The sequence below is a fragment of the Streptomyces endocoffeicus genome (genome assembly GCF_016741935.1).
Taxonomy (GTDB): Bacteria; Actinomycetota; Actinomycetes; order Streptomycetales; family Streptomycetaceae; genus Streptomyces; species Streptomyces endocoffeicus.
In genome coordinates this window covers 201,038-216,593 of record NZ_JAERRG010000004.1, presented here as the reverse complement: position 1 = coordinate 216,593, position 15,556 = coordinate 201,038, and the positions used below count along the sequence as shown (strand labels likewise).

Here is a 15,556-nt window from a genome sequence, read left to right as displayed (position 1 = left end):
CCCCGATCCGACCGGGTTCCGGCCGCCCGGTCAGGGGCAGCCTTGCCCGACATTACCTTTTCTTGACACTCTGCGGGTACGAGCAGCGTTGACCGACCTGGGAGGACGATCACGGTGCATGGGCAGGGAACGTACGCGACAACACAGAGGCTCCTGCCGGCGCGGCGTGGGCGCACCCCCTCCGGGTCGACGGCCCGCCCCGGTCGAAGAAGCGCGGTGCACGATTTGCGCGCCGGGGTGGAGGGTGGCGGCGCGGACCCGCGTGAGCTGCGCTTTCCGGCAGGGGATGTGCTGGTCGCATCCGGGCTGCCGGGCAGCGGCAAGAGCACGCTGATCAATCGGACGGTGCCGCTCCTGGACGAGACGGGCGCGGTCGTGATCAGGGTGGACTCGCAGAACACCCGTGAGATGTGGGAGCGCCGGCTGCCCGGCTGGCTGCCGTACGCGCTCTACCGCCCGCTGGTCCGGTACGCCCACTACGCCGGGCTGCGCCGGGCGCTGCGCTCGGGCGTGAGTGTCGTGGTGCACGACTGCGGCGCGCTGCCGTGGGTCCGCCGCTGGCTGGCCCGGGACGTGCGGCGCCGGGGCCGCAGCCTCCACATGGTGCTGCTGGACGTGGGCGCCACGGAGGCGCTGGAGGGCCAGTCCGCCCGCGGCCGCGGGGTCTCCGCCTACGCCTTCGGGCGGCATCTGCGCGCGATGCGGCGGCTGATCACCGGGATGGAGGAGGGGCGGCCGCCGCGGGGGTGCGCGTCGGCGGTGCTGCTGGACCGGCCGACCGCGAGCGCGCTGCGCTGCATCTCCTTCGAGTGATCTCGTTCGAGTGATCACGCCCCTCCCTCGAGTGGCCGGCGAGTGGCCGGAAATCGACCATCGACATCACACGGCGTGACGAGGGCGCGTCCGGGCGAGGTGGGGAAGTGCTGTGGAGATCGCCGCCGCCCCCTCCGGTCCCGGGCCGCCCAGCGGTTAGGGTGCTTTGGGCAGGTCGGACGAGATGGCGGTTGGACGAAGATGAGCTTCCCGGAGCAGTACGGAGTGGCCCCGGCGCACGGAGGGTTCCCGGACGGAGGGTTCCCGGACGGCGGGTATGCCGCGCATCCGGCGTTTCCCGGCAATGAGCTCGAAGAGGTGATGGCCGCCTCCGTCGACGTCCCGGGCGCCGGAGCGCGCATCGTCGAGACGCTCTCCCGCAGCCACCTATGGATTCCGCTGCCCAACGGCGGGGGCCCCGGCAGCCCGAGCCTCGATCTGCCCACGATGGAGATCGACGGCGGCGCGTATGTCCCGGTGTTCAGCTCCGAGCAGCAGTTCCTGCTGCTCGTCGGCTCCCATATGTCCTTCACCGTCGCCCCGGCCGTGGAGTTCGCCCGGGGGCTGCCGCCTCAGCTCGGCATCGCGGTGAACCCCGGTGGCGCGGTGGTCGTACCGCTGCCTCCGCCCGCCGTCCGGGAGTTGTGCCGCGCCGGGCGTACCGAGCTCGACGGCCCGGCCAACGGCGGCCGGGTGCGGCTCTTCGAACCGGACTGGCAGGACGAGCCGGTGGACTTCCTGGCCGCCGCCGGGATCGAGTTCGGCAAGGGCAGCGGGGTGCGGACCGCCCGGCGCGCCCTGGCCAGCGTCGAGGGCGACGAGCCGGCGCTCTTCGTCGGTGTGCAGCTCGACGAGCCCGGCCCCGAGGGGCAGGCGCGCGCGGTGGAGGCGCTGGGCCGCGCCCTCGGGTCGGTGCCGGTGCCGTGGAAGGTTCAACTGGTGCTGCTGGACGTGGCGCAGGGCGATCCGGTGGCCGACTGGATGCTGGGACGGGTGCGGCCGTTCTACGACCGTGACCTCTGACTCACCCCTGGGTCCGCTGCCGCGGCCCGTAAGCTGGTTTGATGACCAGGAGGGGTGCGAGCACGCTCCCCGGTGAGGTGTGGGCAAGGCGATGAGAAGGGGCGGACCCAGGTGAGCGCGGGCGCGGATTGGGGGGCGGCGGCCGGCCAGGTTGAGCGAGCGTTGCAGCAGGTCGCTCCCGGCCGGTACGACGCCTACGAGGCGCTGCTGCACGCCATCGGCGAGGGCCAGGTCTGGATGCTGCTGTGGCACGGCGCGCCCGGCTCGCCCGACGCCCAGTACGGGAACATGGACGTGGACGGCCTCGGTTACGCCCCGTGTGTGACCTCCGCGCAGGAACTGGCCGCAAGTGGCTGGAACCGCGCGCATGAGGTGGTCGACGGACGCCTCATCGCCGACTCGCTCTACCGCGACCGCTACGGCCTCTGGCTCAACCCCCACGCCCGCGGTGGCGGAGTGGGCATCCCGTGGCCGGATCTGCGCCGGATCGCGGGCGGTCTGGACCGGCTGCCCGCCGGGCCGCTGCGGCTGTCCGAGCCCGCCATCGACATCCCCCAGTTCTACGCCCTGTTGGGGCAGAACGCGCATCGCACCGCCGCGGTGCGGTCGTTGCGGCGCGTCTGGGTGCAGCCCGCGCTGGGCGCCCCGTACCTGGCGATCGGCCTGGATCTGTACGACACCGGCGCGGCGTCGGTGCAGTCGGTGCGGGTGATGATGGAGCAGTCGATCACCGCCGTGCCGGACGGGCTGCCGGTCTCCACGGTCGCGCTCTCGGACGAGTACGACCCCGTCGCCATGTGGATGCGGGCCAACGCCCGCCCCTTCTTCGACCGTGACGCCTATGGCGCCACGTCCGCCGCGCCGCCGTCGTACGGCTACGGCTACCCGCCACCGCGCCCCGCGTACTGAGCCACCGCGCCCCGCGTACTGAGCCGCCGCGCCCCGCGTACCGAGCCGCCGTGCTCCGCGTACCGAGCCGCCGCGTCCCACGTACTGAGCCACCGCGTTCCGCCGCGCACTGAGCCGCGCACCGATTGACGGGATTGCCCACCCGGCCTTCCGCCCCTATCGGGCCGAACACCCCATTACGGGCGGGAGGTTACTGCTGCGTTCTCGTGTCGCGACCGTCCGTATACCGGAGCGGTACTCCTCACATCACGGTTAGGCATCCATTGTCCAGGAGTACTGGCGGGTGATCACAAACGCGTTGAAGACTCCCGCTCCAAGGGGTGCGGTTCCTGCGTACGACCCCTTCCAGAAAGGTTCCGTACCAGAACGCGACTTTCACCCAGGTTGTGAACAAAGCCGCCACAGCGGCGAGTCGTGGGCCGGTCACCACCGGTCGAGAGGGGTCTCCACCACGATGACGGCACCATTGCACGGCACGAGCACGGACAGCGATCCGGTCGCGACTGCCGATGTAGCGGCGGATGTGGTCAAAGCGTCCGTCGAAGGCAGATCGCTGCGGCAGATCGCCTGGTCACGCCTGAAGCGGGACAAGCTCGCACTGGCGGGTGGCATCGTTGTCGTCTTCCTCGTGCTGGTGGCGATCTTCGCTCCGCTCATCGTGAGTCTGCTCGGGCATCCGCCCAATGAGTTCCACCAGGAGGAGATCGACCCGCTGTTCGGCACCCCGAAGGGATCCCTGGGCGGTATCAGCTCGGACTTCCTCTTCGGCGTGGAGCCGTCCAACGGCCGCGACGTCTTCAGCCGGGTCATCTACGGCGCCCGGATCTCGCTGCTGGTGGCCTTCCTCGCGGCGGTGGTCGCGGTGGTCCTCGGCACCATTTTCGGCATCATCGCCGGGTACTTCGGCGGCTGGGTGGACTCGCTGATCAGCCGGGTGATGGACATGCTGCTGGCCTTCCCGCAGCTGCTCTTCATCATCTCCCTGGTCTCGGTGCTCCCCAACGACCTGCTGGGACTGACCGGCAGCGGGGTGCGCATCGCGATCCTGGTCTCGGTCATCGGCTTCTTCGGCTGGCCGTACGTCGGCCGCATCGTGCGCGGCCAGACGCTGTCGCTGCGCGAGAAGGAGTACATCGAGGCCGCGCGGAGCCTGGGCGCCGGCCGGCGCTACATCCTCTTCCGCGAGCTGCTGCCCAACCTGGTGGCGCCGATCACCGTCTACACGACGCTGATGATCCCCACCAACATCCTCACCGAGGCCGCGCTCAGCTTCCTCGGCGCGGGCGTGAAGCCGCCCACCGCCTCCTGGGGGCAGATGCTCTCCAAGGCGGTCGGCACCTATGAGGACGACCCGATGTTCATGATCATCCCGGGTCTGGCGATCTTCGTCACGGTATTGGCCTTCAACCTCTTCGGCGACGGCGTCCGCGACGCACTGGATCCGAAGGGCACCCGATGACGGCGCGGCACACGGCCGCCCGGTCGTACTCGAACGCAATCAGCAGCCCCTGCCACATCCGGCAGACGGCTTCCCAAGGTATTCCGCGGCGCCATGCCCAGGACCGCTCTAACCCGGAGGTTGCAGCAACTATGAAACGTTCGTCGAGAAGCAGGCGGATCGCCGGAGCGGCGGCTGTCGTCGGCGCTCTCCTGGCCACCGCCGCTTGCGGTGGCGGTTCCGACGAAGAGGGCTCGGGTGCCGGGTTCAACGCCGCGGTGAAGGGTGTCGCAGCCAAGTCCGCCAAGAAGGGCGGCACCCTCAAGTTCGTCAACAAGCAGGAGTTCGACTCCCTCGACCCGCAGCGTCAGTACTACGGGTTCGCCTGGGACTTCTCCCGCTTCTACGCGCGCCAACTGATCTCCTACACGCCGAAGCCGGGCAATGCCGCGAACGAGCTGACCCCGGACCTCGCCACCTCCACCGGCAAGATCACCAACGGTGGTAAGACCTACACCTACACCCTGCGCGACGGGATCACCTGGGAGGATGGCTCCCCGATCACGTCCAAGGACGTCAAGTACGGCATCGAGCGCATCTGGGCCAAGGACGTCGTCTCCGGCGGCCCCGGCTATCTGCGCCAGGTCCTGGACCCCAAGGGCGAGTACAAGGGCCCGTACAAGGACAAGGCCAAGGACAAGCTGGGCCTGAAGGCGATCCAGACGCCGAACGACAAGACCATCGTCTTCAACCTCGCCAAGCCCAACGGTGACTTCGAGCAGATGCTCGCGATGCCGACCGGCTCCCCGGTGAAGGCGGACAAGGACACCGGCGCCAAGTACACCAACCGGCCGTTCTCCTCCGGTCCGTACAAGGTCCAGTCGTACGCCCCGGGCAAGAGCCTGTCGCTGGTCCGCAACCCCAACTGGAAGAAGGCGTCCGACCCGATCCGCCCGGCCCTGCCGGACAAGGTCTCGGTCACCTTCAACTCCAACCTCGAGGCGATCGACCGGCTGCTGATCAAGGGCGACTACGACGTCTTCCTCAGCGCCACGGGTATGACCCCCTCGGGCCGTAACGACGCCCTCAAGCACAACAAGGGCAACGTCGACAACATCGTCACCAGCTTCGTCCGGTACGTCGACTTCACCACCAAGGTCAAGCCGCTCGACAACATCCACTGCCGCAAGGCGGTCATCTACGGCACCGACTACAAGTCGCTCCAGACCACCCGCGGTGGCCCGCAGGCCGGTGGTGACATCGCCACCAACATGCTCCCCAAGAGCGTGAAGGGCGCGGACGACTACGACCCGTACGGCATCGTCAAGCGCGGTGGCAAGGCGGACCTGGCCAAGGCCAAGGACGAGCTCAAGCAGTGCGGCAAGGCGGGTGGCTTCTCCACCAGCATCGTGGCCCGCAGCGACCAGCCCGCCGAGGTCGACGCCGCCGAGGCGCTCCAGGCGTCGCTGAAGAAGGTCGGCATCAGCCTCAACGTGGAGCCGATCCAGGGCAGCACCTCCGCCAGCATCACCGGTTCGCCGGCGGTGATGAAGAAGCGCGGCTACGGCCTGTCCATGACCGGCTGGGGCCCCGACTTCCCGACCGGCCAGGGCTTCTCCCAGCCGCTGATCGACGGCCGCTTCATCGAGCAGACCGGTAACTACAACGTCTCCGAGACCAACAACGCGGAGATCAACAAGTACTTCGACGACGCGCTCAAGGAGACCGACCCCGGCAAGGCCGGCGCGATCTACCAGAAGATGAACCACAAGGTCAGCGACCTGGCCGTGCAGATGCCGTTCATCTACGAGAAGAACATCACCTGGCGCAGCTCGCGGCTGACGAACGCCTTCTCGTCGGCGGCCTACAACGGCCGCTACGACTACTCCCAGCTGGGCGTCGTCAAGTGACGGCCGGTCACCCGATCCGCCGCACACGTTAACCATCGCCGCACCGATAGGCCCGAAGGGCAGGTGATGGCCGCGGGCGGTGGCCCGTGATACCCCTCGACCGGGGTATCACGGGCCACCCCCGGGCCGCGCACAGTGCTTGCTTATCTCATCCGGCGCTTGTTCGCCGTCGTCGTGATGCTGTTGGTCGTCACCCTTACGACCTTCGCCATCTTCTTCGTGATCCCGAAGTGGGCCGGTGCCGATCCCGCGCTGCTGTTCGTCGGCAAGCAGGCCGACCCCGCGGCCATCGAGGGCATCCGCCAGAAGCTCAGCCTCGGTGATCCGGTCCTGGTGCAGTTCTGGCACTTCGTCCAGGGCCTGTTCGCCGGCCGGGACTACGCCAACGGCACGGACGTCACCCACTGCCCGGCGCCCTGCTTCGGCTACTCCTTCCGCACCGAGCAGGCGGTGTGGCCGCAGCTCACCGACGCCATGCCGGTCACCCTCTCGCTCGCCGCGGGCGCCTGTCTGCTGTGGCTGGTGGGCGGTATCACCACCGGTGTCGTCTCCGCGCTGCGCCGGGGCACCCTGTGGGACCGCTCGGCGATGACGGTCGCGCTGGCCGGTGTCTCGCTGCCGATCTACTTCACCGGTCTGCTCTCGCTGGCGATCTTCAGTTACTCGCTGAAGTGGGTCAACGTGGACTACAAGGGGTTCGGCGACGATCCGGCGATGTGGTTCGAGAGCCTGATCCTCCCGTGGATCACGCTCGCCTTCCTCTACGCGGCGATGTACGCCCGGCTCACCCGGGCCACCATGCTGGAGATCATGGGCGAGGACTACATCCGCACCGCCCGCGCCAAGGGTCTGCGGGAGCGGGTGGTCATCGGCCGGCACGCGATGCGCTCGACCTGGACCCCGGTCCTCACCCTGCTCGGCCTCGACCTGGGCGCGCTGCTGGGCGGCGCGGTCCTCACCGAGACCACCTACAACCTGCCCGGCCTCGGGCGGCTCGCGGTGAACGCGATCACCGAGAAGGACCTGCCGGTCATCCTCGGCGTCACCCTGATCGCGGCCGTCTTCATCGTGGTCGCCAACCTCGTCGTGGACCTCCTGTACGCCGTCATCGACCCGCGAGTGAGGCTCGGATGACCGACCTGACCAAGCCCTCCGGACAGCCCGGGAACGGCGATCTGCCGGCCACCGGGACCGCCGCCGTGGGCGAGGTGGCCGCGGCGGGCTCGCCCGCCCCCACCGCCTTCCTCGAGGTGCGCGATCTGCACGTCCACTTCCCGACCGACGACGGTCTGGTGAAGTCCGTGGACGGGCTCAGCTTCCGGCTGGAGAAGGGGAAGACGCTCGGCATCGTCGGCGAGTCCGGCTCCGGCAAGTCCGTCACCTCGCTCGGCATCATGGGGCTGCACACCGCGGGCCAGTACGGCCGCCGCAAGGCGCGGATCTCCGGTGAGATCTGGCTCAACGGCCAGGAACTGCTGGGCGCCGACCCCGACGAGGTGCGCAAGCTGCGCGGCCGCGAGATGTCGATGATCTTCCAGGATCCGCTGTCCGCGCTGCACCCGTACTACACCATCGGCCGCCAGATCATCGAGGCGTACCGGGTGCACCACGAGGTCACCAAGGACGTGGCCCGCAAGCGCGCGATCGAGCTGCTGGACCGCGTCGGCATCCCGCAGCCCGACAAGCGGGTGGACAGCTATCCGCACGAGTTCTCCGGCGGGATGCGCCAGCGCGCCATGATCGCGATGGCGCTGGTCAACAACCCCGAGCTGCTGATCGCCGACGAGCCGACCACCGCCCTGGACGTCACCGTCCAGGCGCAGATCCTCGACCTCATCCGGGATCTGCAGAAGGAGTTCGGCTCCGCGGTCATCATCATCACCCATGACCTGGGCGTGGTCGCCGAGCTCGCCGACGATCTGCTGGTGATGTACGGCGGCCGCTGTGTCGAGCGCGGCCCGGCCGACAAGGTCTTCTACGAGCCCCAGCACCCGTACACCTGGGGGCTGCTGGGCTCGATGCCCCGTATCGACCGCGACCAGACCGAGCGGCTCATCCCGGTCAAGGGCTCCCCGCCCAGCCTCATCAACGTGCCGTCCGGCTGCGCCTTCCACCCGCGCTGCCCGTACGCCGATGTGCCGAAGGACAACATCACCCGCACCGAGCGGCCGGAGCTCACCGAGGCCGGGGGCGGCGGGCACTTCTCCGCGTGCCATATGACGCAGGAGGAGCGCACCCGGATCTGGACCGAAGAGATTGCGCCGAAGCTGTGACCGACACGAAGGATCCGAAGATGACGGTCCCGGAGAAGGCGACGACGTCGCCCGAGCCCCTGCTCAAGGTGTCGGGTCTGGTCAAGCACTTCCCCCTCAAGAAGGGGCTGCTCCAGCGGCAGTCCGGTGCGGTCCAGGCGGTCGACGGGCTCGACTTCGACGTCCGGCCGGGGGAGACCCTGGGCGTGGTGGGCGAGTCGGGCTGCGGCAAGTCCACCATGGGGCGGCTGGTCACCCGGCTGCTCGAACCCACCTCGGGCAAGATCGAGTTCGAGGGCAAGGACATCACGCATCTCAACACCGCCCAGATGCGGCCGATGCGGCGTGACGTCCAGATGATCTTCCAGGACCCGTACTCCTCGCTGAACCCCCGGCACACCGTCGGCGCGATCGTCAGCGCGCCCTTCCGGCTCCAGGGCGTCACCCCCGAGGGCGGGGTCAAGGCGGAGGTCCAGCGGCTGCTGGAGCTGGTCGGGCTCAACCCCGAGCACTACAACCGCTATCCGCACGAGTTCTCCGGCGGTCAGCGGCAGCGCATCGGCATCGCCCGCGCGCTGGCCCTCAAGCCCAAGCTGGTCGTGGCCGACGAGCCGGTCTCGGCGCTGGACGTGTCGATCCAGGCGCAGGTGGTCAACCTGCTGGACGACCTCCAGGACGAGCTGGGCCTGACGTATGTGATCATCGCGCACGACCTGTCGGTCATCCGCCATGTGTCGGACCGGATCGCGGTGATGTACCTGGGGAAGATCGTCGAGCTGGCGGACCGCAAGGACCTCTACGAGCGCCCCATGCACCCGTACACCAAGGCGCTGCTGTCCGCGGTGCCGGTGCCGGACCCCAGGCGGCGCGCCAAGCGCGAGCGGATCCTGCTCAAGGGCGATGTGCCCTCGCCGATCGCCCCGCCGTCCGGCTGCCGCTTCCACACCCGGTGCTGGAAGGCGACCGAGGTGTGCAAGAGCCAGGAGCCGCCGCTGGTGGCGCTGGCCACCGGCCACCAGGTGGCCTGCCACCACCCGGAGTCCGTGTCCGATGTGGAGCTACCGGCGGGTGGCTCCGGCCAGGCGCCGCGGGAGAACCCCGGTGCCGAGTCGGCACAGAAGGTGACGAAGAAGACCGACAGCTGAGACGGGACGGGGCCCGGACGGGGGCCGTGGGCGTCCGCGGATAACAATGGCGGGTGCCCACCGAACTGTTCACCCCGTCCGTCCAGCACGCCCTGGAAGTCGCCGGGATCTTCGTCTTCGCGATATCCGGCGCCCTGCTCGCCGTCCGGAAGAACTTCGATGTCTTCGGCATGGCGGTGCTCGCCGAGGTCACCGCGCTGGGTGGCGGTGTCTTCCGCGACCTGGTGATCGGCGCGGTGCCGCCCATCGCCTTCACCGACCTCGGCTACTTCTTCACCCCGCTCGTGGCCACCGCCCTCGTCTTCTTCCTCCACCCCGAGGTCGAGCGGATCACGGCGTCCGTGGGGGTCTTCGACGCGGCCGGGCTGGGGCTGTTCTGCGTCGAGGGCACGATGAAGGCCCATGACTTCGGGCTCGGCCTCACCTCGTCCGTCACCCTCGGCATGGCCACGGCGGTCGGCGGCGGTGTGCTCCGCGACCTCCTCGCCCATGAGGTGCCCTCACTGCTGCGCTGGGACCGGGACCTGTACGCCGTCCCGGCCATCGTCGGCTCCTCGATAGCGGCCCTGCTGCTCCATTACGACGCCCTTACGGCGGCCACGAGCGCGCTCGCGGCCGCCGTGGCGTTCGTGGTGCGGCTGGCGGCGATGCGGTGCGGCTGGCGGGCGCCGAGGGCGTGGAACCGGCGCAGTACGGCGACGGAGGAGCCCTGAGGCGGGCTCGTTCCGCGCTTTCATTCCCTTGCGGTTATATAGCCGGGACGTTATGTTGAGGTCATGGCCATACCGTTCGATGTGCTCGCGGAGCCGAGCCGACGGCAGATCCTGGACCTCCTGCTGGAGCGGCCCCGCCTGGTCGGTGAGCTGACCGAGCGCCTGGGGCTCACCCAGCCGGGCACCTCCAAGCACCTGCGGGTGCTGCGCGAGGCCGGTCTGGTCCGGGTCCGCCGGGACGCCCAGCGCCGCTGGTACGAGCTCTGCCCGGAGCCGCTCGCCGAGGTGGACGCCTGGCTGGCGCCGTACCGTCGGCTGTGGACCGGCCGTCTCGACGCGCTCGAACGACACCTGGACACGATGCCGGAGCTCCCCGAGGCGACCGGCGCACCCGGGCCACTCGGCACACGCGACGCACCCCCCGACCCACCCGACGGAGAAGCGCCATGAAAGACACCCTCGCCCAGTCCGACGGCGGCCGCTCGGCCCTGCGCCTCGAGCGCCGGCTCGCCCATCCCCCGGAGAAGGTCTGGCGGGCGCTCACCGAGCCCGCCCAGCTCGCCCACTGGTTCCCCTCGGAGGTCCAGGTCGAGCTCGAGGTCGGGGGCAGGATGGGCTTCGTCTTCCCCGGGCGCGAGGGCCCGGACATGGACGGCGTCGTCACCGAGCTCGACCCGCCCCATGTCTTCGCCTTCACCTGGGGCGAGGACGAGCTCCGCTGGGAGCTGCGCCCCGAGGGCGACGGCTCCGTGCTGACCCTCACCCACACCTTCGGCGACCGCTTCGGCGCGGCCAGCTTCGCCTCCGGCTGGCACGCCTGCATCACGGGGCTCGCCGCCCTGCTCGGCGGCGAGGAGGTCGCCCGCGGCGACATGGCCGAACTGCACGAGCAGTACGTCGAGGCGTTCGGGCTCGCCGAGGGCACGGTGGAGACCACCGAGGACGGCGGCTGGCGGCTGCGCTTCGAGCGCCAGCTGGTCCGCCCCGCCGAGACGGCGTGGCGGGCGCTGACCGGCCCGGCCACCGACACCACCGCCGACACCACCGCCGAACCGACGGCCGGGGCGCCGGTCCCCTCGGGCTTCCGCACGGACGCGGTCCCGGCGGGCCCGATCACCGAGGCGCGCCCGCCCCGGGTGCTCACCTACGACTGGCAGCGCGGCGGCCACCCCGCCGGAACGGTCCGCTGGGAACTCACCGAAGGCACCGGCCACGGCGCCCGCCTCATCCTCACCCAAACGGGCCCGGCGGCCGCCGACGCGGAACGCACCGAAGCCCAAAAGGCCTGGCGCCACCACATCGCCCGCTTGGCGGCCGAACTCCTCCGGATGGGCGCCTGAACCGCGAGCCCGCCCGGCGCCAACGCTCAGCCCGCATTCCGGCCCACCTGGCGCTTGGGGACCCAATCCAGCCCCTCCGGCGATTGAGGAGCGGGGGTCCGGGGGCGGAGCCCCCGAAGCGGGGGCTGGGGGCGCAGCCCCCAGTTTCGGGAAGGGGCGGGGTGGGGGAGCAACCGCCGTAGGCGCCCCCTCAGCCCTCGCCGAGGAACCCGCTGAGCGCAACGCCCAACTCCGCGGGCGCATCCTCCTGCACCAGATGCCCCGCCCCCTCGATCAGCCGAAGCCGCGCCCCCGGAATCCGAGCGGCCAGCTCATGCGCATGTGCCACCGGAATCCACGCATCCGCCGTGCCCCAGCACACCAGCACCGGAGGCTCAACCTCCCCATACCGGCCCTCGATCTCATCGATGAACCGCTGATCGTTCTGCGCGATCTGCCGGTAGAACGCGGGCTGTCCCGACTCACCGCACCACGGCTCGACAAGCCGCTCCCACACCGCCGGGTGCAGCCCCGGCCCGCCCGTCGACCCGATGTACTCCCGCACCAGCGCCCGGTGCGGCGCCGGTGGAAGCTGCTCGAAGACCTCGGCGTGACCGCCGAACAGCTGATAGGTGGCGGAGCCGAAGGGCGGAAGGGCCACCGGATCGACCAGCGCCAGCCGCCGGTACCTCGCCCCGTGCAGCAGATGCGCGCGCAGGGCGACGCAGCCGCCGAAGTCATGGGCGACGACGGCCGGCTCCGCCCCCTCCCCGGTCAGCCCCCACTCCTCGAGCAGCTCACCGAAGACCCGGCCCTGGGCGGCCAGCGAGACGTCCTGGCCGGCCCGCTTCTCGGAGGCCCCGTAGCCCGGCATGTCCCAGACGAACACCCGGTACCGGTCGGCCAGCCCGCGGGCGAAGCCTCGCCATACGTACGACGAGAACGGTGTGCCGTGCAGCAGCACGACCGGCGGCGCGTCCGGCGCGCCGAACTCGGCCCAGCGGACCTCGCCGGAGGAGCTGAGGTAGCTGCGGTCCAGTTTCCATTCGGTCTTCCACTCAGTGCCCGTCATGAGTAAAACCGTAGACACTCCTTACCGTCGCTGTCGAGGGGTTACCGCGAGACGATCCGCGGAGGCGGCGCGAAAAGCCCCTGCGCGAACCACACCCCCACGCACCTGGTACGCACCCCCACAACGCCTCGTAGAATCGAGGCCACCATGGTTTACCTCGACCACGCCGCCACCACTCCGATGCTCCCGGAGGCGGTGCAGGCGATGACCGCCCAGCTCGCCGTCACGGGCAACGCCTCCTCGCTGCACGCCGCCGGCCGGCGTGCCCGCCGTACCGTCGAGGAGTCGCGCGAATCCCTTGCCGCCTCGCTGGGCGCCCGCCCGAGCGAGGTCGTCTTCACCGCAGGAGGTACCGAGGCCGACAACCTCGCGGTCAAGGGGCTCTACTGGTCCCGCAGGGACGCCGATCCGGCCCGCGTCCGGCTGCTCGCCAGCCCCGTGGAGCACCACGCCGTGCTCGACGCGGTCGACTGGCTCGCCGAGCACGAGGGCGCGCGGGTCGAATGGCTGCCGGTCGACTCCCTCGGGCGGGTCCACCCCGAGGCGCTGCGCGAGGCGATCGCCCGCGATCCCTCGGATGTCGCCCTCGCCACCGTCATGTGGGCCAACAACGAGATCGGCACCGTCCAGCCGGTCCGTGAACTCGCCGCCACCGCCGCCGAATTCGGCGTTCCGCTGCATGCCGACGCGGTGCAGGCGTTCGGTCAGGTCGAGGTCGACTTCGCCGCCTCGGGGCTGGCCGCGATGACCGTGAGCGGCCACAAGATAGGCGGCCCGTACGGCATCGGCGCGCTGCTGCTCGGCCGTGAGCACACCCCCGTGCCCGTGCTGCACGGCGGCGGCCAGGAGCGCCAGGTGCGCTCCGGGACGCTCGACACCCCGGCCATCGCCGCCTTCGCCGTGGCCGGTGCGCATGCCACCGAGCACCGCGAGGAGTTCGCCCGCGAGATCGGCGCCCTGCGCGACGCGCTGATCACCGCCGTCCGTACCGCCGTGCCCGACGCGGTCCTCGGCGGCGACCCCGACCCGGCGGGCCGGCTCCCCGCCAATGCCCACTTCTCCTTCCCCGGCTGCGAGGGCGATTCGCTGCTTCTGCTGCTGGACGCGCAGGGCATCGAATGCTCGACGGGCTCGGCCTGCACGGCCGGTGTCGCGCAGCCCAGCCATGTGGTCCTGGCCACCGGCAGCGACCCCGAGCTGGCCCGGGGCACCCTGCGCTTCTCGTTCGGCCACACCTCGACCAAGGCCGATGTGGAGGCCGTCGCGGAGGCGATCGGCCCGGCGGTGGAACGGGCGCGCGGGGCGGGGCTCAGCTGACGGCCCCGCCGACGGCCCTCGCCCGGACCGCCTCATCATAACCACGGAATTCGAATTGTTCCGGCGGCCATTTCACATAACCTACGGAACACCGGTCTCCGCTTGAAATGGCGGAGAGCCGTGGGAAAGGATTTGCCCGTCAACGAGACCTGTCATGCGCGGGAAAGCGCACAGGTTTTCTTCACGGGGAAATCCAGGAGTTCATCGATGTCGCAGCCTTCGCTGCCGCCGCACCACCAGCCGTCGCACCAGCCCCCGCAGCCGCGGGGGGTGCGGCGGCCGCCGTCGCGGGGGTGGCGCTCCAAGCCCGCCCTGAAGCTCATCGCGGGCGGGGTCCTCGCGGCCGCCCTGGTGAGCGGCTGCGGGTCCGGGGATGACGACGGCGGGGACGGGGGGTCGTCGTCCAAGGGCGCCCAGGCGAAGACGCTGGGCAAGGTCGCCATGCCGAAGGTCGGCAAGGAGGCCAACACCATGGGCACCTGGGTGACCGACTCGGCCTTTGTGAAGGGCGACGTCAACAAGATCGTCGGCTACTCGCTCGACGGCGCCAAGTCCAAGTGGCAGATTCCGCTCGGCGGACAGCTCTGCTGGGCCTCACCGCATATGACCAAGGACGGTCTGACCGCGATCCTGTTCCGGGACGGCGCGGGCGAGGACGCGCTGTGCACCAAGGTCGGGCTGGTCGACCTGAAGAAGGGCAAGCTGGTCTGGCAGAAGGAGGGGTCGGACAGCGAGGGCAACGCCGGGGTGCAGTTCGACGAGGTCACCATCGGCGGTGGCACCGTGGCCGCGGGCGGCACCGGCGGCGGGGGAGCCTGGTCGCTCGACGGCAAGCCGCTGTGGAAGCCCGCGTACCTCGCGGACTGTGACGACGACGGCTACGCGGGCGGCGAGGACAAGATCGTCGCGATTCGCGGCTGCGACAGCAGCGAGAACTCCAGCGAAAAGCGGCTGGAGGTCCAGACGGTCGATCCCAAGACCCGCGACGTGCTCTCCTCCTACAAGCTGGACGAGAAGGTCGAGTACGCGCATGTGATCTCCACCGCGCCGCTCGTCGTGGCCGTCGACACCGGCGACTCGGACGCCGGAACCGGCACCACGGACATCCTGACCATCGACGACAGCGGCAAGCAGGGCAAGCTGCTCAGCACCATCGACGTCCTGGCCAAGGGGTACCAGCCCAACTGCCCGGCCACGAGCGTGGAGGGCTGCACCGAACTCGCCCTCGACAAGGCGAGCAGCACCCTCTACCTCTCCTCGGAGGTGGACGTGGACCACGGCGGCCCGGGGGACCGGATCTCCGGCCTGAACCTGAAGACCGGTAAGGAGACCGGGAAGACGAAGATGGCGGAGAGCCGGTCGCTGATCCCCGTCCAGACCGATGACGACGGCTCCCTGATCGCCTATCTGGGCTCCATGTACAGCGAGGCCGGCGGGGTCGTGCGCGTCGATCCCAAGACCTTCGCGATGGAGACGCTCCAGACCCACCCGGACGACATGAAGGACGTCGAGTCCGACATGGACACCTACGGGGACTGCACCATGATCTACACCGGCAAGAAGCTCTACATCGGCGACAGCAAGGCGAGCAGGCCCACCAGCGACAGCGCGGCCCGTCCGCTCGCCATCGTCTTCGGAGCCTGAG

14 protein-coding genes are annotated in these 15,556 nt (G+C 70.1%); 13 read left to right on the top strand and 1 reads right to left on the bottom strand.

Translation table 11 applies throughout. The annotated features are described in order from the left end of the window. Positions 1–108 precede the first annotated feature (108 nt). The 11 genes from JK364_RS13520 (at position 109) to JK364_RS13470 (ending at position 11,543) form a co-directional block, all read left to right on the top strand. Complete coding sequence (locus JK364_RS13520; RefSeq protein ID WP_372461947.1) at positions 109–813, top strand: AAA family ATPase; 705 nt, start codon at positions 109–111, stop codon at positions 811–813. A gap of 201 nt (positions 814–1,014) precedes the next feature. Then, on the top strand, positions 1,015–1,836 hold the full coding sequence (locus JK364_RS13515; protein WP_201851041.1) for an enhanced serine sensitivity protein SseB: 822 nt from the start codon (positions 1,015–1,017) through the stop codon (positions 1,834–1,836). A gap of 111 nt (positions 1,837–1,947) precedes the next feature. After that, positions 1,948–2,745 (top strand): enhanced serine sensitivity protein SseB C-terminal domain-containing protein, encoded by a 798-nt coding sequence (locus JK364_RS13510; protein ID WP_201851039.1) that lies wholly within the window; start codon positions 1,948–1,950, stop codon positions 2,743–2,745. 454 nt (positions 2,746–3,199) lie between these two features. Next, complete coding sequence (locus tag JK364_RS13505; protein WP_198278392.1) at positions 3,200–4,204, top strand: ABC transporter permease; 1,005 nt, start codon at positions 3,200–3,202, stop codon at positions 4,202–4,204. A 131-nt stretch (positions 4,205–4,335) separates the two neighbouring features. Next, positions 4,336–6,093 carry an ABC transporter substrate-binding protein gene (locus tag JK364_RS13500; protein ID WP_201851037.1) on the top strand — a complete coding sequence of 586 codons (1,758 nt, stop codon included), beginning with the start codon at positions 4,336–4,338 and terminating at the stop codon, positions 6,091–6,093. 159 nt (positions 6,094–6,252) lie between these two features. Beyond that, positions 6,253–7,227, top strand: coding sequence for an ABC transporter permease (locus tag JK364_RS13495; RefSeq protein WP_230991884.1), 975 nt, complete (start codon positions 6,253–6,255; stop codon positions 7,225–7,227). After that, the gene (locus JK364_RS13490; protein ID WP_230991883.1) at positions 7,224–8,366 is read left to right on the top strand and encodes an ABC transporter ATP-binding protein; all 1,143 of its coding nucleotides are present in this window, start codon (positions 7,224–7,226) and stop codon (positions 8,364–8,366) included. The genes JK364_RS13495 and JK364_RS13490 overlap by 4 nt, the downstream gene beginning before the upstream one ends. Before the next feature lie 20 nt (positions 8,367–8,386). Continuing rightward, positions 8,387–9,490, top strand: a complete 1,104-nt coding sequence (locus JK364_RS13485; protein ID WP_201851033.1) for an ABC transporter ATP-binding protein — start codon at positions 8,387–8,389, stop codon at positions 9,488–9,490. 53 nt (positions 9,491–9,543) lie between these two features. Further along, positions 9,544–10,203: a trimeric intracellular cation channel family protein gene (locus JK364_RS13480; RefSeq protein ID WP_201851031.1), complete on the top strand. Its 660-nt coding sequence runs from the start codon at positions 9,544–9,546 to the stop codon at positions 10,201–10,203. Between the two features lie 63 nt (positions 10,204–10,266). Further along, a complete protein-coding gene (locus tag JK364_RS13475; protein ID WP_201851029.1) occupies positions 10,267–10,653 on the top strand; it encodes an ArsR/SmtB family transcription factor in 387 nt (128 codons plus the stop codon). Further along, a complete protein-coding gene (locus JK364_RS13470) occupies positions 10,650–11,543 on the top strand; it encodes an SRPBCC family protein (RefSeq protein ID WP_201851027.1) in 894 nt (297 codons plus the stop codon). Before JK364_RS13475 ends, JK364_RS13470 begins: the two co-directional genes overlap by 4 nt. A gap of 190 nt (positions 11,544–11,733) precedes the next feature. Here JK364_RS13470 and JK364_RS13465 read toward each other — a convergent pair whose 3' ends face one another. Continuing rightward, entirely contained in the window at positions 11,734–12,594 is an 861-nt protein-coding gene (locus tag JK364_RS13465; protein WP_201851024.1) for an alpha/beta fold hydrolase, read from the bottom strand. A gap of 147 nt (positions 12,595–12,741) precedes the next feature. Between JK364_RS13465 and JK364_RS13460 the strand changes: the two genes are divergently transcribed. Further along, entirely contained in the window at positions 12,742–13,911 is a 1,170-nt protein-coding gene (locus JK364_RS13460; RefSeq protein ID WP_201851023.1) for a cysteine desulfurase family protein, read from the top strand. A gap of 207 nt (positions 13,912–14,118) precedes the next feature. Next, the gene (locus JK364_RS13455) at positions 14,119–15,555 is read left to right on the top strand and encodes a hypothetical protein (protein WP_230991882.1); all 1,437 of its coding nucleotides are present in this window, start codon (positions 14,119–14,121) and stop codon (positions 15,553–15,555) included. Position 15,556 lies beyond the last annotated feature (1 nt).